This window comes from Dechloromonas denitrificans, assembly GCF_001551835.1.
Taxonomy (GTDB): domain Bacteria; phylum Pseudomonadota; class Gammaproteobacteria; order Burkholderiales; family Rhodocyclaceae; genus Azonexus; species Azonexus denitrificans.
In genome coordinates this window covers 212,356-232,651 of the sequence record NZ_LODL01000035.1, presented here as the reverse complement: position 1 = coordinate 232,651, position 20,296 = coordinate 212,356, and the positions used below count along the sequence as shown (strand labels likewise).

Annotated in this window: 12 protein-coding genes, 3 tRNA genes and 3 rRNA genes; 11 read left to right on the top strand and 7 right to left on the bottom strand. The window is 60.4% G+C overall.

Annotated features, from left to right (window positions below):
* Positions 1 to 50: 50 nt before the first annotated feature.
* The 8 genes from AT959_RS15850 to dtd all read left to right on the top strand — a co-directional run bounded on the left by AT959_RS15850 (position 51) and on the right by dtd (position 6,479).
* A tRNA-Ala gene (locus AT959_RS15850) sits at positions 51 to 126 on the top strand.
* A 63-nt stretch (positions 127 to 189) separates the two neighbouring features.
* Positions 190 to 447 (top strand): hypothetical protein, encoded by a 258-nt coding sequence (locus tag AT959_RS15845; RefSeq protein WP_066885060.1) that lies wholly within the window; start codon positions 190 to 192, stop codon positions 445 to 447.
* A 418-nt stretch (positions 448 to 865) separates the two neighbouring features.
* Positions 866 to 2,403 (top strand): 16S ribosomal RNA (locus tag AT959_RS15840).
* A gap of 61 nt (positions 2,404 to 2,464) precedes the next feature.
* Positions 2,465 to 2,541, top strand: a tRNA-Ile gene (locus tag AT959_RS15835).
* Positions 2,542 to 2,554: 13 nt separating this feature from the next.
* Positions 2,555 to 2,630: transfer RNA gene (locus AT959_RS15830), tRNA-Ala, on the top strand.
* Between the two features lie 211 nt (positions 2,631 to 2,841).
* Positions 2,842 to 5,722 (top strand): 23S ribosomal RNA (locus tag AT959_RS15825).
* Positions 5,723 to 5,824: 102 nt separating this feature from the next.
* A 5S ribosomal RNA gene (rrf, locus tag AT959_RS15820) occupies positions 5,825 to 5,937 on the top strand.
* Together the 16S, 23S and 5S rRNA genes with 2 tRNA genes alongside form the textbook arrangement of a ribosomal RNA operon.
* An 89-nt stretch (positions 5,938 to 6,026) precedes the next feature.
* Positions 6,027 to 6,479, top strand: coding sequence for a D-aminoacyl-tRNA deacylase (dtd, locus tag AT959_RS15815; protein WP_066885057.1), 453 nt, complete (start codon positions 6,027 to 6,029; stop codon positions 6,477 to 6,479).
* A 17-nt stretch (positions 6,480 to 6,496) separates the two neighbouring features.
* Here dtd and AT959_RS15810 read toward each other — a convergent pair whose 3' ends face one another.
* From AT959_RS15810 to gshA, 6 genes are all read right to left on the bottom strand, one after another.
* Positions 6,497 to 7,324, bottom strand: coding sequence for an SIR2 family NAD-dependent protein deacylase (locus tag AT959_RS15810; protein ID WP_066885054.1), 828 nt, complete (start codon positions 7,322 to 7,324; stop codon positions 6,497 to 6,499).
* A 50-nt stretch (positions 7,325 to 7,374) separates the two neighbouring features.
* Positions 7,375 to 8,511, bottom strand: a complete 1,137-nt coding sequence (locus AT959_RS15805; protein WP_066885051.1) for a response regulator — start codon at positions 8,509 to 8,511, stop codon at positions 7,375 to 7,377.
* A gap of 13 nt (positions 8,512 to 8,524) precedes the next feature.
* Positions 8,525 to 12,844, bottom strand: a complete 4,320-nt coding sequence (locus tag AT959_RS15800; protein WP_066885048.1) for a response regulator — start codon at positions 12,842 to 12,844, stop codon at positions 8,525 to 8,527.
* A 124-nt stretch (positions 12,845 to 12,968) separates the two neighbouring features.
* Positions 12,969 to 13,997, bottom strand: coding sequence for an FAD:protein FMN transferase (locus tag AT959_RS15795; protein ID WP_066885046.1), 1,029 nt, complete (start codon positions 13,995 to 13,997; stop codon positions 12,969 to 12,971).
* The gene (gshB, locus tag AT959_RS15790) at positions 13,982 to 15,007 is read right to left on the bottom strand and encodes a glutathione synthase (protein WP_240481862.1); all 1,026 of its coding nucleotides are present in this window, start codon (positions 15,005 to 15,007) and stop codon (positions 13,982 to 13,984) included. The genes AT959_RS15795 and gshB overlap by 16 nt, the downstream gene beginning before the upstream one ends.
* Positions 15,008 to 15,015: 8 nt before the next feature.
* On the bottom strand, positions 15,016 to 16,302 hold the full coding sequence (gshA, locus tag AT959_RS15785; RefSeq protein WP_066885043.1) for a glutamate--cysteine ligase: 1,287 nt from the start codon (positions 16,300 to 16,302) through the stop codon (positions 15,016 to 15,018).
* Between the two features lie 147 nt (positions 16,303 to 16,449).
* On the opposite strand from gshA, the gene AT959_RS15780 reads away from it, so the two are divergent.
* Positions 16,450 to 18,072, top strand: a complete 1,623-nt coding sequence (locus AT959_RS15780) for an ABC-F family ATPase (protein WP_066885040.1) — start codon at positions 16,450 to 16,452, stop codon at positions 18,070 to 18,072.
* Between the two features lie 90 nt (positions 18,073 to 18,162).
* Here AT959_RS15780 and AT959_RS15775 read toward each other — a convergent pair whose 3' ends face one another.
* Positions 18,163 to 18,633 (bottom strand): SRPBCC family protein, encoded by a 471-nt coding sequence (locus tag AT959_RS15775; RefSeq protein ID WP_066885037.1) that lies wholly within the window; start codon positions 18,631 to 18,633, stop codon positions 18,163 to 18,165.
* A gap of 23 nt (positions 18,634 to 18,656) precedes the next feature.
* Between AT959_RS15775 and AT959_RS15770 the strand changes: the two genes are divergently transcribed.
* Both AT959_RS15770 and AT959_RS15765 read left to right on the top strand, forming a co-directional pair.
* Complete coding sequence (locus AT959_RS15770) at positions 18,657 to 19,364, top strand: 16S rRNA pseudouridine(516) synthase (RefSeq protein WP_066885034.1); 708 nt, start codon at positions 18,657 to 18,659, stop codon at positions 19,362 to 19,364.
* A complete protein-coding gene (locus AT959_RS15765; protein ID WP_066885031.1) occupies positions 19,361 to 20,275 on the top strand; it encodes a hydrogen peroxide-inducible genes activator in 915 nt (304 codons plus the stop codon). Before AT959_RS15770 ends, AT959_RS15765 begins: the two co-directional genes overlap by 4 nt.
* Positions 20,276 to 20,296 lie beyond the last annotated feature (21 nt).

Sequence of the window (20,296 nt, the reverse complement as noted above, 5' to 3'; positions counted from 1 at the left end):
GAGATTGCCTTTGATAAGCGAATTGGAGTGAGATAGAATCTCTGCGCGTTGGGGGGGTAGCTCAGTTGGGAGAGCGCCGCGTTCGCAATGCGGAGGTCGTGAGTTCGATCCTCATCCTCTCCACCACCAAACTCGATAAAAAGGCCTGATGATTCAGGCCTTTTTTCTTTTCTTTCTTGGAGGTGGTTTATGGATAAGCTGAAAACAGCCCTGAGTCTCCATGATGCAGCCCGGCTTATTGCGCCAGGGCTGACTTCTGAGCACGAGGCGGAAGTCATGCTGGCGCGGGCAATTGAACACAACGAACTGGCGGCTAGTGTCAAACGGTGGGCAACCGAGCAGTGGGAGGGCAAACAATTGCCCGGCAATATCAATCGTCTGGAAACCTTCATTGAGCGAGATGAGCTGGATCGCTGGCTTGAAACAGCGGCAAAGGCTGGTCGCTAGATACGGTGCCAGTGAGAGCCGATTCAGATGTGCCGGATTTCGCTTTATTAAGGTTGGTGTTGAAAGTGGTTGACGAAGGTTCGGGCGTGTATATAATGCGCACCTCTTCAGCGGCGCCGGGGCTTCCCGGGGTGGTTGAAGGGTGAAGTGGAAGTAAAGAGCGGTGAAAAAGATTTGAAGAAAAGCTTGACGGTTTGTAAGAAGTTCTTCATAATCTCGCCTCTCTGCTGCAGACGAAGTGAAAACGACGGCGCGGCGGAATTGATCTTTAACAACTTGAACAACCGATAGGTGTGGGTGTCTTGATGCTAGCAACGCAAGTTGCACAAAAGTATTAAAGGCAATCACACGGATGGAGAGATCCATCGAGGTAGATTTAATTATCTACCGTCAGTGAATTGTGAGTATTAGTTGGATTGAACTGAAGAGTTTGATCCTGGCTCAGATTGAACGCTGGCGGCATGCCTTACACATGCAAGTCGAACGGCAGCACGGGAGCAATCCTGGTGGCGAGTGGCGAACGGGTGAGTAATGTATCGGAACGTACCTTTCAGTGGGGGATAACGTAGCGAAAGTTACGCTAATACCGCATATTCTGTGCGCAGGAAAGCAGGGGACCTTCGGGCCTTGCGCTGATTGAGCGGCCGATATCAGATTAGCTAGTTGGTGAGGTAAAGGCTCACCAAGGCGACGATCTGTAGCGGGTCTGAGAGGATGATCCGCCACACTGGAACTGAGACACGGTCCAGACTCCTACGGGAGGCAGCAGTGGGGAATTTTGGACAATGGGCGCAAGCCTGATCCAGCCATGCCGCGTGAGTGAAGAAGGCCTTCGGGTTGTAAAGCTCTTTCGGCCGGGAAGAAATCGCATGGGTTAATACCCTGTGCGGATGACGGTACCGGCATAAGAAGCACCGGCTAACTACGTGCCAGCAGCCGCGGTAATACGTAGGGTGCGAGCGTTAATCGGAATTACTGGGCGTAAAGCGTGCGCAGGCGGTTTTGTAAGACAGGCGTGAAATCCCCGGGCTCAACCTGGGAACTGCGCTTGTGACTGCAAGGCTAGAGTACGGCAGAGGGGGGTGGAATTCCACGTGTAGCAGTGAAATGCGTAGAGATGTGGAGGAACACCAATGGCGAAGGCAGCCCCCTGGGTCGATACTGACGCTCATGCACGAAAGCGTGGGTAGCAAACAGGATTAGATACCCTGGTAGTCCACGCCCTAAACGATGTCAACTAGGTGTTGGGTGGGTAAAACCATTTAGTACCGGAGCTAACGCGTGAAGTTGACCGCCTGGGGAGTACGGCCGCAAGGTTAAAACTCAAAGGAATTGACGGGGACCCGCACAAGCGGTGGATGATGTGGATTAATTCGATGCAACGCGAAAAACCTTACCTACCCTTGACATGTCCAGAAGCCCGAAGAGATTTGGGTGTGCCCGAAAGGGAGCTGGAACACAGGTGCTGCATGGCTGTCGTCAGCTCGTGTCGTGAGATGTTGGGTTAAGTCCCGCAACGAGCGCAACCCTTGTCGTTAATTGCCATCATTTAGTTGGGCACTTTAACGAGACTGCCGGTGACAAACCGGAGGAAGGTGGGGATGACGTCAAGTCCTCATGGCCCTTATGGGTAGGGCTTCACACGTCATACAATGGTCGGTACAGAGGGTTGCCAAGCCGCGAGGTGGAGCCAATCCCAGAAAGCCGATCGTAGTCCGGATTGCAGGCTGCAACTCGCCTGCATGAAGTCGGAATCGCTAGTAATCGCGGATCAGCATGTCGCGGTGAATACGTTCCCGGGTCTTGTACACACCGCCCGTCACACCATGGGAGCGGGTTCCGCCAGAAGTAGGTAGCCTAACCGCAAGGGGGGCGCTTACCACGGCGGGGTTCGTGACTGGGGTGAAGTCGTAACAAGGTAGCCGTAGGGGAACCTGCGGCTGGATCACCTCCTTTCTAGAGAAAGCATCTCTGGCACCCACAACCTATCGGTTGTTCAGTAGTAGCAAACAGACGAGGGTCTGTAGCTCAGTCGGTTAGAGCACCGTCTTGATAAGGCGGGGGTCGTTGGTTCGATTCCAACCAGACCCACCAACGTCAAAATCAAGGGGGATTAGCTCAGCTGGGAGAGCACCTGCTTTGCAAGCAGGGGGTCGTCGGTTCGATCCCGTCATCCTCCACCAAAACCTAAAGATAAGCAGGGTTGTTTATCTTTAGCTTTTGAGCAATCAATTGCTACGCTCTTTAACAAAATGGAAGAAGGTTGTGTTGCAGCGCTGATGAGGCGTTGGCAACACGTTGTGATTGCATCTGTTCTTGTCCCTTAGCCCGGACAAGACAGCACAAATATGAGTTTGCCTGTAGCCGTTCTCTGACGAGAACACAAGGTTATAGGATCAAGCGACTAAGTGCATGTGGTGGATGCCTTGGCGATCACAGGCGATGAAGGACGTGCAAGCCTGCGAAAAGCGGGGGGGAGCTGGCAATGAAGCTTTGATCCCCCGATATCCGAATGGGGAAACCCACCTCTTTTGAGGTATCCCACACTGAATACATAGGTGTGGGAGGCGAACCCGGCGAACTGAAACATCTAAGTAGCCGGAGGAAAAGAAATCAACCGAGATTCCCCAAGTAGTGGCGAGCGAACGGGGAGCAGCCTGCTAGTGATAGCGGAATGGTTAATGGAGCGGAATGGAAAGTCCGGCCGTAGTGGGTGATAGCCCCGTACATGAAAACCAATCCGTGGTACTAAGTTAGCGAAAAGTAGGGCGGGGCACGTGAAACCTTGTCTGAACATGGGGGGACCATCCTCCAAGGCTAAATACTCGTGATCGACCGATAGTGAACTAGTACCGTGAGGGAAAGGCGAAAAGAACCCCGGGAGGGGAGTGAAATAGAACCTGAAACCGCATGCATACAAACAGTGGGAGCCGACTTGTTCGGTGACTGCGTACCTTTTGTATAATGGGTCAGCGACTTACGTTGTGTTGCGAGCTTAACCGAATAGGGGAGGCGTAGCGAAAGCGAGTCTGATAAGGGCGTTTAGTAGCACGGCGTAGACCCGAAACCGGATGATCTATCCATGGCCAGGATGAAGGTGCCGTAACAGGTACTGGAGGTCCGAACCCACTAATGTTGAAAAATTAGGGGATGAGCTGTGGATAGGGGTGAAAGGCTAAACAAATCCGGAAATAGCTGGTTCTCCCCGAAAACTATTTAGGTAGTGCGTCTTATATCACTGACGGGGGTAAAGCACTGTTATGGCTAGGGGGTCATCGCGACTTACCAACCCATGGCAAACTCTGAATACCGTCAAGTGCGAGTAAGGCAGACAGACAGTGGGTGCTAACGTCCATTGTCAAGAGGGAAACAACCCAGACCGCCAGCTAAGGTCCCCAAGACACAGTTAAGTGGGAAACGAAGTGGGAAGGCATAGACAGCTAGGAGGTTGGCTTAGAAGCAGCCATCCTTTAAAGAAAGCGTAATAGCTCACTAGTCGAGTCGTCCTGCGCGGAAGATGTAACGGGGCTCAAACTGTGCACCGAAGCTGCGGATATCGAAAGATATGGTAGGGGAGCGTTCTGTAGGTCTGTGAAGGTGTCTTGTAAAGGATGCTGGAGATATCAGAAGTGCGAATGCTGACATGAGTAGCGATAAAGGGAGTGAAAAGCTCCCTCGCCGAAAGCCCAAGGTTTCCTACGCAACGTTCATCGGCGTAGGGTGAGTCGGCCCCTAAGGCGAGGCAGAAATGCGTAGTCGATGGGAAACAGGTCAATATTCCTGTACCGATTCTAGATGCGATGTGGGGACGGAGAAGGTTAGGTCAGCCATCTGTTGGAATAGGTGGTTCAAGCGTGTAGGCGTGCCCCTTAGGCAAATCCGGGGGGCTAAGCTGAGGCGTGATAACGAGGTGCTACGGCACTGAAGTGATTGATACCAAGCTTCCAGGAAAAGCCACTAAGCTTCAGTCTAGATTCGACCGTACCGCAAACCGACACAGGTGGGCAGGATGAAAATTCTAAGGCGCTTGAGAGAACTCAGGAGAAGGAACTCGGCAAATTGACACCGTAACTTCGGGAGAAGGTGTGCCCCGGTAGGGTATAAGTCCTCGCGACGAAAGCCCGATGGGGTTGCAGTGAAATGGTGGCTGCGACTGTTTAATAAAAACACAGCACTCTGCAAACACGAAAGTGGACGTATAGGGTGTGACGCCTGCCCGGTGCCGGAAGGTTAAGTGATGGGGTGCAAGCTCTTGATCGAAGCCCCGGTAAACGGCGGCCGTAACTATAACGGTCCTAAGGTAGCGAAATTCCTTGTCGGGTAAGTTCCGACCTGCACGAATGGCGTAACGATGGCCACACTGTCTCCTCCTGAGACTCAGCGAAGTTGAAATGTTTGTGAAGATGCAATCTCCCCGCGGCAAGACGGAAAGACCCCATGAACCTTTACTGTAGCTTTGCATTGGACTTTGAATCGGTCTGTGTAGGATAGGTGGGAGGCTGTGAAACCGGGACGCTAGTTTCGGTGGAGCCAACCTTGAAATACCACCCTGATTTATTTGAGGTTCTAACCTTGATCCGTGAATCCGGATCGGGGACCGTGCATGGTGGGCAGTTTGACTGGGGCGGTCTCCTCCCAAAAGGTAACGGAGGAGTACGAAGGTACGCTTAGGACGGTCGGACATCGTCCATAAAGTGCAATGGCAAAAGCGTGCTTGACTGCGAGACCCACAAGTCGAGCAGGTGCGAAAGCAGGTCATAGTGATCCGGTGGTTCTGTATGGAAGGGCCATCGCTCAACGGATAAAAGGTACTCTGGGGATAACAGGCTGATACCGCCCAAGAGTTCATATCGACGGCGGTGTTTGGCACCTCGATGTCGGCTCATCTCATCCTGGGGCTGTAGCCGGTCCCAAGGGTATGGCTGTTCGCCATTTAAAGAGGTACGTGAGCTGGGTTTAAAACGTCGTGAGACAGTTTGGTCCCTATCTGCCGTGGGCGCTGGAAATTTGAAGGGGGCTGCTCCTAGTACGAGAGGACCGGAGTGGACGAACCTCTGGTGTACCGGTTATGACGCCAGTCGTATCGCCGGGTAGCTATGTTCGGAAGAGATAAACGCTGAAAGCATCTAAGCGTGAAACTTGCCTTAAGATGAGATTTCCCGGAGTCTTGAACTCCCTAAAGGGTCGTCGAAGACCACGACGTTGATAGGTCAGGTGTGGAAGCGCAGTAATGCGTTAAGCTAACTGATACTAATTGCCCGTGTGGCTTGATCCTATAACCTTGTAATACTGCAGCAACTCATAGCAGTCACAACAAACAACCTTCTCCTATTTTGCGTTTGGCGCGATTCAACCCGCGACAAACACACAAGTTACGCTTGGCGGCTATAGCCCTCTGGACCCACCCCTTCCCTTCCCGAACAGGACCGTGAAACAGATGAGCGCCGATGATAGTGAGCTTCCGCTCGCGAAAGTAGGTCACCGCCAGGCTCCCAATACCCAAAGCCCCTTCTGCTTACGCAGGCGGGGCTTTCGGCTTTATTGGTCGGGAATAATATCGAGGCTTTGGGAGTGTGCTCATGCGGGTAGTGGTTCAGCGCGTGCTGGAGGCCACTGTGGCGGTCGACGGTCGGATCAGCAGCAAAATCGGTCCCGGTTTGCTGGTGTTGGCCGGCTTCGAGGCGGATGACGGTGACGCCGATCTCGACTGGATGGCCGGCAAGCTGGTGCGGCTGAGGCTGTTTGGTGATGCGGATGGTGTCATGAATCGCAGTGTGCAGGAGGTCGCTGGCGACATTCTGGCGGTTTCGCAATTCACCTTGTATGCCTCGGTGCGCAAGGGCAATCGACCGTCGTGGAGTCGGGCGGCGCGGGGCGAGGTGTCGCAGCCGCTGTTCGAGCGTTTTGTCGAAAAGCTGGCGGCGGAACTCGGCAAGCCGGTGCCGACCGGTGTCTTTGGCGCAGACATGAAAGTCAGTCTGGTCAATGATGGCCCGGTCACCCTGACGATCGACTCACGGGCGCCCGAATAGGGCACCGGGCAAGGCCTTCAGCGCCGCCGGCAGGCCTTGTAGAGGCGGGATATGCCGTCCAAAGCGTCGAGCGGGAGGGCCAGTTGCTGGTTACTTGCGTCGATTTCCGGCTCGGCCGGGTTGATGCGGATCAGTCGGCCGCCGGCATTTTCGGAAAAGCGACGGACGGTCGGGATCTGCCGGCCGGCGCCGATTTCGAGGCAAACCAGCCGGTCGACCGTAGCCATCCATTGTTTCAGGCGTTGATATTGCAGCGTCGTCCGCCGCTCGACCCAGCCCCAGTCGTCGAACAGCAAGATATTGGGGCGAGCAAGTTGGCCGCAGTGCGGACAGCTCGGTAATTCGCCGAGCAGCCGGCCGTGTTCGCTATCAATATTGGGCTGAAAATCGGCTGCCGACCAGATCCGCTCGGTGCAGCCGGCGCTGCATTGCAGGTGATGGATGGAGCCGTGGATTTCGCAGATGTGCTGTTCGCTGAAGCCGGCTTTCTGGAACTGGCCATCGACATTGCTGGTGAATACCCAGCTGCCGTGGGCCATCTGTTTCCCCATTGCCTGCAGCAGCGTAAAGCCGGCGTGCGGTATGGTCCGCCGGTAGAGTTCGAGGCGGTGGCCGTAGAAGCCCCAAGCCAGCCGCGGTTCGCTGCGGAAGGCCTCCGGGTTGGCGATGCTCTCGAAGGCGATCCGGGCCCGGCCGAGTGCTGGATAGGCGGCCCAGAAGCCGCCGGGACCGCGAAAGTCGGGCAGGCCGGAGTCGATGCCGATACCGGCTCCGGCGGTAATCAGCAGGCCGTTCGCTTCGGCCAGCCAGGCGGCGGCCTGTGCGAGATCGCTGCGGCTCGCCATTGGCGCAGAGTCCTGCGGTGGACGGGCCGGAAACGGCAAAAATGCGCCGCTTACTCGGCGGCCTTCGGGCTGGTCAGGACGCCCGGGTAGCCGGGTGGGGTGTTCTGGTGGGTGTAGATTTCCTTGATCTGGAATTCGAGATCGGTCAGCGCGCCGTATTCGTCGGCGTAGATTTCCTTGACGCGGAGGATTTCCGGCAGGGCCAGCTTGAAGGCTTTCATCAGGGCTGGATCGAAATGGCGGCCGCTTTCGGCGTCCATCAGGCCGAGCGAGTGCTCGACAGGAAACGCCTGCTTGTAGGGGCGGACGGAAACGAGGGCATCGAAGACGTCGGCGATGGCGACGATGCGCCCTTCGAGCGGAATATTTTCCCCCTTGAGACCTTGCGGATAGCCGCTGCCATCCCATTTTTCGTGATGGGTCAGGGCGATGATGCGCGCCGTTTCGAGCAGCTCGTTTTCATGCTTGCCGATGATTTCGGCCCCCATGATCGGGTGCTGGTGCATGACCTTCCATTCTTCGGCGTCGAGCTTGCCGGGTTTGAGCAGGATGGCGTCGGGGATGCCGATCTTGCCGATATCATGCATCGGTGCCGTGTTGAAGATGGTGTCGGCGTATTCCTGGCCCAGACCATGGGCTTCGGCGATCAGGCGGGCGTAATGGCTCATGCGCAGCACATGGTTGCCGGTTTCGTTGTCCTTGAACTCGGCGGCGCGGCCAAGGCGGCGGATGATCTGCTGGCGGGTGGTCAGCAGTTCGTGGGTGCGCTGGTGCACCATGCGTTCCAGTTCGCGGGTCTGGTCGTAGAGGGCGAGGTGGGTACGGACGCGGGCGCGGACGATGGGCGGGCTGATCGGCTTGGTGATGTAGTCGACGGCACCCAGTTCGAGGCCCAGTTGCTCGTCCTCGGTGGTGCTCATGGCGGTGACGAAGATGATCGGTATGCGCCGGCGATCCGGATTGGCTTTCAGGCGGCGGCAGATTTCCAGGCCGCTGAGGCCGGGCATCATGATGTCGAGCAGGATGAGGTCGGGCGGCTCGTCGGAATAGACGATTTTCAGTGCTTTTTCGCCGGACGTGGCGACCCGGATGCGATAGTCGTCGCACAGTACCTCGGTCAGCAGGTCGATGTTTTCCGGCGTGTCATCGACGACAAGGATGCTTTGTTTGGGGAGCAGCGAGGACATGGTAACTCCGGATCTAGACGGGCTTTAGCCCGATGGTTAGTTCGTCGGCAATCTGGTGCAGCGTTTGCAGCGCATTCTCGAAGTCATAGCGGCCGATTTCCCGGGCCAGCCGGTCGACCAATTCCGGGGTTGCCTGCTGCCGTAACCAGCCCTGCATCTCGTCCAGCTGGTGGGCGGCTGTCGCATCATCATTATCCATAAGCTGTTGCAGGCGGACCAGAGCCTGGCGCTGATAATTGCGGTCCGGGTGCAGCGCGGCGACGGCGGTCTGCTCCCCTGGCGGGGTCTGCTCGACCAGGGCAAGGACCGGGGCGAGGGCGAGGGCTAGTTCGTCGAGCAGTGCTTGGCGCTCGGCCGACTGGCTCAGGCTGTGCTGCTTGAGCCAGCTTTCCAGGCGTCCGGCGACTACAGCCAGTTGTTCCGCTCCGATGTTGCCGGCCAGGCCGCGCAGCGTGTGGGCGAGCAGAATCATGCTGGCCGGATCGTTGGCGAGTTGCGCTGCCTGCAACTGGGCGATGACGTTACGCTGGTTTTCGCTGAAGCGGCGGAGCAGGCGCTGGAAGAGCTCGCGATTGCCGCCGAGGCGGGCCAGTGCGGCGCGTTCGTTGAGCCCGTTCGCGGGTGCGGTCTGGCTGGCGCTGGCGGGTTCGGCCCCGCCTGCCGTGCCTAGCCAGCGGGCCAGCGTGGCGTAGAGCTGGGCGACATCGATCGGCTTGGCGATATGGTCGTTCATGCCGACAGCCAGACATTGACTGCGGTCGCTGGGCAGTGCGTTGGCGGTCATGGCGATGATCGGCAAGCCGGCCAACTGCGCTTCGGCACGCATCAGGCGAGTTGCTTCATAGCCGTCCATGACCGGCATGTGGCAATCCATCAGGACCAGGTCGTAGCGGTTTTGCCGAGCCAGATTGACCGCTTCCTGACCGTTGACCGCAACATCGACCGTGAAACCGACGACGGTGAGCATTTCTTCGGCCAGTTCGCGATTGACGTCGTTGTCCTCGACCAGCAGCAGGCGGCGTCCGCTGAAGTCGATGCCGGTCAGCGCCGGGCTCTGGAAGATCGGCTGTAGCTGGCGAGTACCGCTGTGCAGGGCTTCAACGACGCAATCGAACAGCGAGGACGGAGTTGCCGGCTTGGCCAGGACGCTGCCGACCGGCAATTCGCCGAGACTGTTGGCGAGTTCCTCGTGGTCGTAGGCGGTAGTCATCAAGACTTTCTGCCCGGCGCCGATCAGGCCGGCCTGATGTAGCTGCCGCAGGGTTTCGATGCCGTCCATACCGGGCATTTGCCAGTCGATGACGAGCAGGCCGTAGGGCTCGCCATGCTCGGCGGCACGCCGCATTTCGCTGAGCGCGGCCGGGCCGCTGTCGACTGTGCGGCAGTCGAGGCCGATGGCTTGCAGCATGTGGCCGAAAATTTCCCGGGCGCCGGCGCTGTCATCGACGATCAGGGTCGGCAGGTGGTCGGGCAGGCCGAGGCGGCGGGGGGCTTCGGCCGCCTCGGCGACGCGGCCGAAGCGGGCGGTGAAGTGGAAGCAGCTACCGACCCCGGGGGTGCTGTTGAGGCCGATTTCGCCGCCCATCAGTTCGATGATGCGTTTGCAGATCGACAGACCGAGGCCGGTGCCGCCATAGCGCCGGGTAGTCGAACTGTCGGCCTGACTGAAGGCGGCGAAGACTTGTTGTTGCTGCGCTTCGCTCATGCCGATGCCGGTATCGCGGACCTCGAAACAGAGCTTGATCTCGTCGGCCGTTTCGGCGAGCGGCTTGATGCTGACCGTGACTTCGCCCTGTTCGGTGAATTTGAGCGCGTTGCCGACCAGATTGAGCAGGACCTGGCCCAGGCGCAGCGGGTCGCCGAGCAGTTGGTCCGGGACCTCTGGGGCGACGTCGAAGAGCAGTTCGAGGCCGCGTTCGCGGGCCTTGAGCTGGCAAACGTCGGCCAGTTGCTGCAGGCTGGCGTCGAGGCGGAACGGCGCCCGTTCGAGCAGCATCTTGCCGGCGTCGATCTTCGACAGGTCGAGGATGTCGTTGATGATGCCGAGCAGGCCCTTGGCGGCGCCATCGACCTTGCTCAGATAGTTTTTCTGGCGCGCCGTCAGTTCGGTCTGTAGCGCGAGATGGGTCATGCCGATGATGGCGTTCATCGGCGTCCGGATTTCGTGGCTCATGTTGGCCAGGAAATCGGCCTTCGCGGCCGAGGCGGCTTCGGCCGCCGCCCGGGCTCGCTCGGCCTCGCGCTCGGCATTCTTCAGCGGTGTGATATCGACGATGACGCCGATCAGGCCGCCGGGTTCGCCTTCGGTGGTGCGGAAACCGGTGACCGAGTACAGGGTGTCGTGCAGGCTGCCGTCCGCCGCCTGCAGCGCGACTTCGCGCGAGATGCGGCCGCATTCGGCGATGATGGCTTCGTCTTCGGCCTGGTAGGTGCGGCGGGCCTCTTCCGGCAGATAGTCGAGATCGAGCACCCGTTTGCCGACGAAATCGCTGCGGTCGACGCCGAAAAAGCGCTCATAAGCGCGATTGCAGCCGAGGAAGCGGGTGTGCGGCCCCTTGTAGAAAATGGGGTTGGGAATGGTGTCGAGCAGGGCTTGCAAGAAGGAGAACTGGCGGATCAGTTCGGCCTCGATCTCGCGGCGGTCGGTAATGTCGAGGACGGTAACGAGCAGCGAGTCGAGTTCGCCGCTGGCGTTGCGCACGGCGGTCATCTGGACATCGCCCCAGTGCTTTTCGCCGCCGGCGCCGAGAAACTCGAATTCGCTGCGCAGGTTGTTGAGCTGGCCGCCGGCCATGGCGGCCAGGGCGTCATCGAGCCGCTGGCGTTCGGCCGGCGCCAGCAGTTGCGGCGGTGAGGGTTCGAGCAGGCGGTCGAGCGGATGGCCGACAAAGGCGGCAAAGGCACGATTGATCAGGGTCGGTTTCTTGTCCGGGTCGAGGCTGAGGATGCCGACCGCGGCATTGTCGAAAATGGCCCGAAAAAAGGCCTCGCGCTTTTGCAGGGCTTCCTGGCTCTGGTGCAGGGCGTGCGTTCGGCGGGCGACCGATTGCTCGAGATCGCTATTGATCTCCTGCAGCATGTTTTGCGAGTCGAGCAATTGCTGGCGCATGTCGTCGAGCGAGGTGGCCAGTTGCTTGACCTCCTGCCAGGGGGCGCTGGTCGTCACCGGCTCGCTGAGTTGCAGATGGCCGATCCGTTCCGCCTCGCCGGCCAGTTCCTTCAAGGGGGCGCCGAAATGCCGCGAGATCCGGATCGCCACCGCCATGCCGAGGGCGAGCGCGGCCAGGGTGATCAGCCCGAGCAACAGGACGTCCTGCTGCGAGAGCGGGATGAAATCGCGTTCCGGCGCGACGACGCCGAGCAGGATGCCGGTCGTATCGCCTTCGATCGGCCGGAACAGGGATCGCCAGCGCCCGTCGGGACGTTCGAAAGCGGGCAGGGTTTCGCCATGGGCCGGATTGCTCTGCCATAGCTGAAAGCCGGCATCCAGTTCCGGGATGTCCAGTTCGGCCGGGGTTTTCATCAGGGCCTGGGAAACCGACTGCGCATCCTTGAAACGCGGATCGAGCGGCGGTGCGATCAGTCGGCCGTCCTTGAGCAGCAGGGCGGCCTTGCCATGCGCGCTCAGCGACATTTGGGTGGTGTAGGCGGCAATGTCGGCGAGCAGTACATCGTGGGCAATGATGTAGGTCGAGCCGTCGGCGGCCCGCCAGCGCATCGAGGCGGTGACGCCCGGCGCCTGCGAGGTGAAGAAAATGTAGGGCGCGGTCCAGTGCACCGCATGACTGGTGGTCAGGCTCATCGCCCCGGTGAACCAGGGGCGCTGGCGGGCATCGTAGTCGCGCCGGCGCATCTCGACCTTGGCGATTTCCCGGTGCGCGTTCCAGGTGATCCAGTAGGTCTGGTCGCCCCATTCGGCCGGGTTGCTGATCCGGTTCAGCCAGTTGCCGTTTTCATCGAGGCGCAGCGACAGTTCGCGGCCGGATTCGTGAGCCAGGATGATGGTGAGCATTTCATCGTGATTGCTCAGAATCGGGAAGAAGAACTCGTTGAAGCGCTGAAGCTGGGAATGATCGAGGCCGCCGTTCATGCCCCAGTTCTGGCTGGCGCGCAGCGTCGACTCGACGGTTTGCTGGAGGCGGATGAAGCGGGCTTCGACCCGTTCGGCGGCCAGTCGCATCTGGCCATCGGCCAATCGGGAAACCGTCGGTTGGCCGACCAGATAGTACTGGGCAAGGGCGAAGGCGCCGAGGGAAAAGAGGATCAGCAGCCCGATCCGTAGGACCAGACTGTTCGCAAACCCGGATTTGCGCAAGGAAATGCCGCGGAACATTGACTCCCCCTAATCGTTTGCCAACGGCTATCGCTTGCCGCTTCAGTGATACTGGTCGTTTATGCCATAAAACTGCTGCTTGGGGGGATGATTTGGCGCTGCCTGGCGCTAGACCGCGGCTGTTTTAGGGAACTGTAGTCAGCGCCGGTGCCTGGCCGATGAATTCAAGGCGTTGGCGCAGCGCTTCGGTGACAAAAATCCGATCGCTGCGGTCGACCCGCAAAACGAGGCCAATTTCGAGTTGCTTCGCCATCTCCCGCCAGCCGTCCGGGCCGGCGATGAAGATCGGCTTCGAGCTGGCGTCGGAGAGCGTGCCCGCTTTCGGTCCGGCCGGAATGAGTACGGTGACCGCCTGCGTCTGGTCGGCCGGGTAGCCGGTGCGTGGGTCGAGCAGGTGGGCATAGCGCTGGCCGTCGACTTCGAAGAAGCGCTGGTAGTCGCCGGAGGTGCCGATCGCCTCGCCGTCGTCGAGGGCGACGGTGGCCATCGGGCCGGGCTGGCGCGGGTGCTGGATGCCGACCCGCCATTTCTTGCCTTCCTTGCTGCCGAGCGCCATGACGTTGCCGCCGATGTTGATCAGCGCGTGGTTGATGCCTTGGGCGCGCAGGATGGCGGCGGCGCGGTCGAGGGCGACGCCTTTCAGGTAGCCGCCGAAGTCGAGGGCGACCTGGCGGTTACGACTGCTGATCCGGTTGCCGTCGATGACGATGTCGGCAATCGACGGCTTTTTCGCCAGCCAGTCCTTGATCGCCGCCGCCGGCGGCAGTTCGGCCTTGAACTCGTCGGCCTGGAAACCCCAGAGCTTGATCAACTGGCCGATGCCCGGGTCGAACAGGTAATTGCCTTGCTTGCTGAGGGCTTGCGCCTCGCCGACCAGCGCCGCCAGTTCCGGCGTTACGGTAAGAGGCTTACCGGCCGCGATGGCATCGTTGAGGGCGGTCAGTTCGGAGGTCTGCCAGGCGTGGTAGGCGCGGTGCAGGCGGTCGAATTCGCGCAGCACGGCGGCTATTGCCTGCCGGCCCTGTTCCGGCTCGGCGCTGACGACCAGTACTTCGACGCGGGTGCCGAAAACGTAGGCCTGCTGTTCCTGCAGCGGCGTGCGGCCGCAAGCGGCGAGCAACGCCAGCGCGAGCAGGATCAGGCAATGCCGCATGCGTGCTCGAGGGCGGTGATGAAGGCACCGGCCGCGTCGAAACCGGTCTGCTGGCGGATCTCGACCATGCAGGTCGGGCTGGTAACGTTGATTTCGGTGAGGTGGCTGCCGATGACGTCGAGGCCGACCAACAGCAGGCCGCGCTTGAACAGGATGGGGCCGAGGGCTTCGGCGATTTCCCGGTCGCGCGGCGACAGTTCCTGGGCGACGCCGGTACCGCCGACGGCCAGGTTGCCGCGCGTTTCGCCGGCCTTGGGAATGCGTGCCAGGCAGAACGGCACCGGCTTGCCGGCAATGAGCAGGATGCGTTTGTCGCCGGCGCTGATCTCGGGCAGGTAACGCTGCGCCATCACGGTGCGCGCCCCGTCGTGGGTCAGCGTTTCGAGGATGACATTGCGGTTCGGATCGTTGCGGTGGATACGGAAGATCTGGCTGCCGCCCATGCCGTCGAGCGGCTTCAAGATGACGTCACGCTGTTCGTCGATGAAATGCTGCAGCTGGTGCGCATCGCGGGCGACCAGCGTGGCCGGCGTGTAGTGGTCGAACTCGGTGATCGCCAGCTTTTCCGAATGATCGCGCAGCGCCCGCGGCCGGTTGAAGACGCGGACGCCGTCGGCCTCGGCCCGTTCGAGCAGCCAGGTGGCGGTCAGGTATTCGAAATCGAAGGGCGGGTCCTTGCGCATGACGACTGCGTCGAAGGCCTTGAGCGGCAGCCATTCGCGGCGGGTTTCGCGGAACCAGTCGTGGTCGTCCGGGCGCAGGTGCAGATGCACCGCTTCGCCGAAGACGCCGCCGGCGTGATGACCCGGCTCGGGCCGGCGCCAGCACAGCGTCGCGGCGTCGATGGCGTAGACGTCGTGGCCGTGCTTTTCGGCGGCGCGCATCATCGCCACCGAGGAATCCTTCCAGGCCTTCAAATGGTCGAGCGGATCGAGCACGAAGGCCAGGCGCAGCGACTGGCTGCTGCCACCGAGCAGGTGCTTTTCGAAATGGAGTTGTTGGGTCGGCAAGGTCGTGTTCAGTCGTTTTCCGGGGCCGTGCGGTCGAGTTCGACGGCGGCGGCCAGGCAGGCCAGGCGACCGACCACGCCATAGGCGTAGAAACGGTTGGGGGGCGAGTCCGGGTTGCCGCAGCGGTAATCCGGCAGGTTGCAGCCGGTATCGAAAGCGAGCGGCTCAAAGTGCATGCCCGGGGCGTTGAGGTTCTCGTCCTTGCCGCGCCCGGTGTGCACGCGGTAGAAGCCGCCGACCACGTAGCGGTCGATCATGTAGATCACCGGTTCGGCGACCGCCTCGTTGAGCGTCTCGAAGGAATGGACGCCTTCCTGGATCAGCACCTCGGAGACTTCGAGGCCTTCCTTGACGACGCTCATCTTGTTGCGCTGCTTGCGGTTGAGGGCGATCACCTCGTCGGCATCGCGCACCGTCATCACCCCCATGCCGTAGGTCCCGGCGTCGGCCTTGACGACGACGTAGGGCGTTTCGTCGATGCCGTATTCCTTGTACTTTTCCTTGACGATGTCGAGCACCGCGGCGACGTTGGCGGCCAGGCATTCCTCGCCCTGGCGTTCATGGAAATTGATGCTGCGACAGACCGAGAAGGCTGGGTTGATGCGCCAGGGATCGATGCCGATTTCCTTGGCGAAGTCGTTGGCAACCTGGTCGTAGGCGGCGAAGTGGTTGGACTTGCGGCGCACCGCCCAGCCGGCGTGCAGCGGCGGCAGTACGACCTGCTCGTGCAGGTTCTGCAGGATGGCCGGGATGCCGGCCGAGAGGTCGTTATTGAGCAGGATGGCGCAGGGCTCGAAGCCGGCGACGCCGAGCCGGTTGCCGTTGCGGACCAGCGGTTCGAGCAGCAGGCTTTGGCCGTTCGGCAGTTCGATCGGTGTCGGCTTGTCGATTTCCGGCAGCATCGAGCCGAGGCGGATGTTGAGGCCGGTCTGGCGCAGGATATCGACCAGTTGCGCGACGTTCTGCAGGTAGAACTGGTTGCGCGTGTGGTTTTCCGGAATCAGCAGCAGGCTGCGCGCTTCCGGACAGAATTTTTCGATGGCGCTCATTGCTGCCTGCACGCAGAGCGGCAGGAAGGCCGGATTGAGGTTGTTGAAGCCGCCCGGGAACAGGTTGGTGTCGACCGGGGCCAGCTTGAAGCCGGAGTTGCGCAGATCGCACGACGAGTAGAAGGGCGGCGTGTATTCCTGCCATTGGCCACGCAGCCAGTGTTCGATCTGGGGGCTGCTGTCGAGGAACTTGCGTTCGAGTTCGAGCAGGGGGCCGGTGAGGGCGGTTGTCAGGTGTGGAACCATGGTGCTGTATCTCAATCCCGAGGTTTTTCTTGTGGTCGCAAATCTTACACCGCAGTGCAGCAAAATGCGCCCTTGCTGCGGTCAACCCCTTGAAAACAGGTAAAATTCGGCCCTTCGTTTTACCGTTATTTTCAGATCGGAACCGCCGTGCTTGTCGCCGCCAATATCACCATGCAGTTTGGGGTCAAACCCCTGTTCGAGAACGTTAACGTCAAGTTTGGCGAAGGCTACCGCTACGGCCTGATCGGCGCCAACGGCGCCGGCAAGTCGACCTTCATGAAGATCCTCTGCGGGGCGCTTGAACCGTCGGCCGGCAATGTCTCGAAAGAGAAGCACGAGCGCATGGCCTATCTGAAACAGGACCAGTTCGCCTACGAAGACATGCGGGTCCTCGACGTCGTGATGATGGGCCACGAGGAACTGTGGGCGGCGATCCAGGAACGCGACGCGATCTACGCCAATCCGGAAGCGAGCGAAGACGACTACATGAAGGCCGCCGAGCTGGAAGGCAAGGTCGGTGAATACGACGGTTACACCGCCGAGTCGCGCGCCGGCGAACTGCTGCTCGGTGTCGGCATCCCGACCGAACAGCATGATGGCCCGATGAGCCAGGTTGCCCCCGGCTGGAAGCTGCGCGTGCTGCTCTGCCAAGCGCTGTTCGCCAATCCGGACATCCTGCTGCTCGACGAGCCGACCAACAACCTCGACATCAATACCATCCGCTGGCTGGAAGACATCCTCAATGCCCGCGAGTCGACGATGATCATCATCTCGCACGACCGCCACTTCCTGAACCAGGTCTGCACCCACATGGCCGACCTCGACTACGGCAAGATCACCACCTACGCCGGCAACTACGACGACTTCATGGAAGCTGCCCAGGCCGCCCGCGAGCGCCAGCAGAACGCCAATGCCAAGGCCAAGGAACGGATCGCCGAGCTGCAGACCTTCGTCCGCCGCTTCTCGGCCAACGCCTCCAAGGCCAAGCAGGCGACCAGCCGGATGAAGCTGATCGACAAGCTGAAGCCGGAAGACGTCAAGCCGTCGTCGCGTCAGTACCCTTGGATCCGCTTCGACTACGACGAGAAGCAGAAGCTGCACCGCCAGGCAGTCGAGATCGAAAACCTCTCCTTTGCCTACGAAGGCGGCGAGCGCAAGATCTTCAACGACCTGACGCTGACCATCAACGCCGGTGAAAAGATTGCCGTGATCGGCGAAAACGGTGTCGGCAAGACGACTTTCCTCAAGCTGCTGATGGGTGAAGTGACGCCGCAGTTCGGCACGATCAAATGGGCCGAAAAGGCCAATCCCGGTTACTACGCGCAGGACCATAGCGCCCAGTTCGCCGGTGAGCAGAGCCTGACCGAGTGGATCGCCGGTTATGCCCGCGCCACCATCGAGGATGGCGGCGACCTGGAAACCCTGATTCGCGGCACCCTGGGCCGCCTGCTGTTCTCCGGTGACGAGGTCAAGAAGCCGGTCAATGTCATTTCCGGCGGCGAGCAGGGGCGCATGTTGTTCGGCAAGCTGATGCTGTCGAAGCATAACGTACTGATCATGGACGAGCCGACCAACCACCTCGACATGGAATCGATCGAAGCGCTGAACAGCGGCCTGGAAAAATTCCCCGGTACCCTGGTCTTCGTCTCGCACGACCGGGAGTTCGTCTCCTCGCTGTCCACCCGCGTCTTCGAAGTGAAGAGCGATGGCAAGATCATCGACTACCTCGGCGGTTACGAGGACTACCTGGCCAGCCAGGGCGTCAACTAAGCGAGAGCGGTTTTTGCCCGTTGGCGGGCGTCGACCGCAGGCAACGGAAGGCCGGAGCGCAATGCGCTGCCGGCCTTTTTATTGCGGGGCTTACTGTGGATTGCCGCCGGCGGCGAGGGTGCGGATGATGCGGACGCAGTCGACGTCGGACTGGTGGTAGGCCGACTTGACGTACTCGATATAGGTCCGGTCTTCCGAATTCGGGTTGTTGGCCAGCGTTGTCTGATAGGCGAAGCGCAGGAACAGGAAAAACGGCTCCGGCTCCTCGATGGTGATAGTCAGGCTACCGCCGGCATGGGCTTCGGAGGGCAGGATGTCGAAGCGGACCCAGTGCGCTTCGGCCAGCGTCACGCGGTCCTGGATCACGGCGGCGCCGAAATCGAGTTCGCGCAACAGTTCATTGCCTTGCCGCTCAAGAATGGTGCAGGCTTCGAGCCCGGGCAGGAAGGGCACGGGGTTCTCGACGCGATGCAGCAGCCCCTGCCAGAGCTGGTCGCGGTTCAGGGTATCGACCAGCGGGTTTTCCGGGTCGTTGATCTGGATAAGGTGTTCGAAATTCATGGTCGGATGTTAGCATTCTCGCCATGCAACTAGAACGTATCCTCCAGAAACACGGCTTCGGCACCCGCAAAGGCTGCCGTTCGCTTATCCGGCACGAACGTGTCGCCATCAATGGCCAGGTCTGCGACGACCCCTTTGCCGAAATCCCGACCGAAGGCCTGATCTTCACGGTCGATGGGGTCGATTGGCCCTATCTCGAACATGCCTCGCTGATGCTCAACAAGCCGGTCGGCTACGAATGTTCGCGCAAGCCCAAGCATCATCAGGGCGTACTCGAATTGCTGCCGGTGCCATTGCGCGAGCGCGAGGTACAGCCGATCGGCCGCCTCGACGAAGACACTACCGGCTTGCTACTGATCACCAACGACGGCCAGTTGAATCATGCCTTGTCGTCGGCCAAGCGCAAGGTGCCCAAGGTCTATCTGGCGACCACCAAGCACCCGCTCGATCAGGCGCAGATCGATCAGCTACTGGGCGGTGTGCTGTTGAACGACGAGCCGGAACCGATCGTCGCGGCCGGCGCCGAAATTGCCGGTGCAAACCTGCTGCGCCTGACTGTGACCGAAGGCAAATACCATCAGGTCAAACGGATGGTCGCAGCGACCGGCAACCGGGTCGAGGCGCTGCATCGTGAGGCTGTCGGCGAACTGAGATTACCGGATGATTTGAAACCCGGCGAATGGCGCTGGCTGACGCCGGCTGACCTGCAAAAGCTGGGCTACAGCGCATGACCCTGACTGAAATGCGCTACATCGTGGCACTTGCCCGGGAGCGTCATTTCGGCAAGGCGGCGGAGGCCTGCCATGTCAGCCAGCCGACCTTGTCGGTTGCCCTGAAAAAGGTCGAAGGCCAACTTGGTGCGGCGCTTTTCGAGCGTACCGCCAGCGACGTGCGGATTACCGCCCTCGGCGAACGGATCGTCGCCCAGGCCAAGCGGGTGCTCGATGAAGCGGTGCGCCTGGAAGAAATCGCAGGCTCGGCCGGCGATCCGATGAGCGGCCCGTTGCGGGTCGGCGTCATCTATACCATTGCCCCCTATCTGCTGCCGCAACTGATCCCGGCCTTGCACAAGGAAGCGCCGGCGATGCCGCTGTTCCTGAAGGAAGACTTCACCGCCAACCTGATTCCGGCGCTGAAAGCAGGGGAGCTCGACGTTATCGTCATTGCGTTGCCCTTCGCCGAAGCCGGGCTGGTGGCGCAGCCGGTATACGAGGAGCCGTTCCGTGTCGTCGTGCCGGCTAGTCATCCCTGGGTCAGCCGGCCCGATGTCGATGCCGATGAACTGGATGGTCAGCACCTGCTGTTGCTCGGTCAAGGCAACTGCTTCCGTGACCAGGTGCTGGAATCCTGCCCACGCCTGACGGCACCCGATGCGCTGGCCGATTCACTCGAAGGCAGTTCGCTGGAAACCATTCGCTACATGGTGGCGAGCGGTGCCGGCGTCGCGGTGATGCCGAGCACGGCGGCTGATCCGCTGATCGACAAGGAGCCGCTGGTCAAGGTGTTGCCCTTTGCCGGCCAGCAGCCGTCGCGTACGGTCGGCCTGGTCTGGCGAGTGACTTTCCCGCGACCGCAGGCGATCGATGCGGTGCGGGCGGCCTTGTTGTCCTGCCAGTTGCCGGGGGCTACTGCCCGGCGCTGAGGTTTCACGTGAAACGCCAGT

Excerpts from the sequence above, each read along its gene's own strand:
- AT959_RS15845 (WP_066885060.1), top strand. The coding sequence starts at position 190 with ATGGATAAGCTGAAAACAGCCCTGAGTCTCCATGATGCAGCCCGGCTT.
- dtd (WP_066885057.1), top strand. The coding sequence starts at position 6,027 with ATGCGGGTAGTGGTTCAGCGCGTGCTGGAGGCCACTGTGGCGGTCGAC.
- AT959_RS15810 (WP_066885054.1), bottom strand. The coding sequence starts at position 7,324 with ATGGCGAGCCGCAGCGATCTCGCACAGGCCGCCGCCTGGCTGGCCGAA.
- AT959_RS15805 (WP_066885051.1), bottom strand. The coding sequence starts at position 8,511 with ATGTCCTCGCTGCTCCCCAAACAAAGCATCCTTGTCGTCGATGACACG.
- AT959_RS15800 (WP_066885048.1), bottom strand. The coding sequence starts at position 12,844 with ATGTTCCGCGGCATTTCCTTGCGCAAATCCGGGTTTGCGAACAGTCTG.
- AT959_RS15795 (WP_066885046.1), bottom strand. The coding sequence starts at position 13,997 with ATGCGGCATTGCCTGATCCTGCTCGCGCTGGCGTTGCTCGCCGCTTGC.
- gshA (WP_066885043.1), bottom strand. The coding sequence starts at position 16,302 with ATGGTTCCACACCTGACAACCGCCCTCACCGGCCCCCTGCTCGAACTC.
- AT959_RS15775 (WP_066885037.1), bottom strand. The coding sequence starts at position 18,633 with ATGAATTTCGAACACCTTATCCAGATCAACGACCCGGAAAACCCGCTG.
- AT959_RS15770 (WP_066885034.1), top strand. The coding sequence starts at position 18,657 with ATGCAACTAGAACGTATCCTCCAGAAACACGGCTTCGGCACCCGCAAA.
- AT959_RS15765 (WP_066885031.1), top strand. The coding sequence starts at position 19,361 with ATGACCCTGACTGAAATGCGCTACATCGTGGCACTTGCCCGGGAGCGT.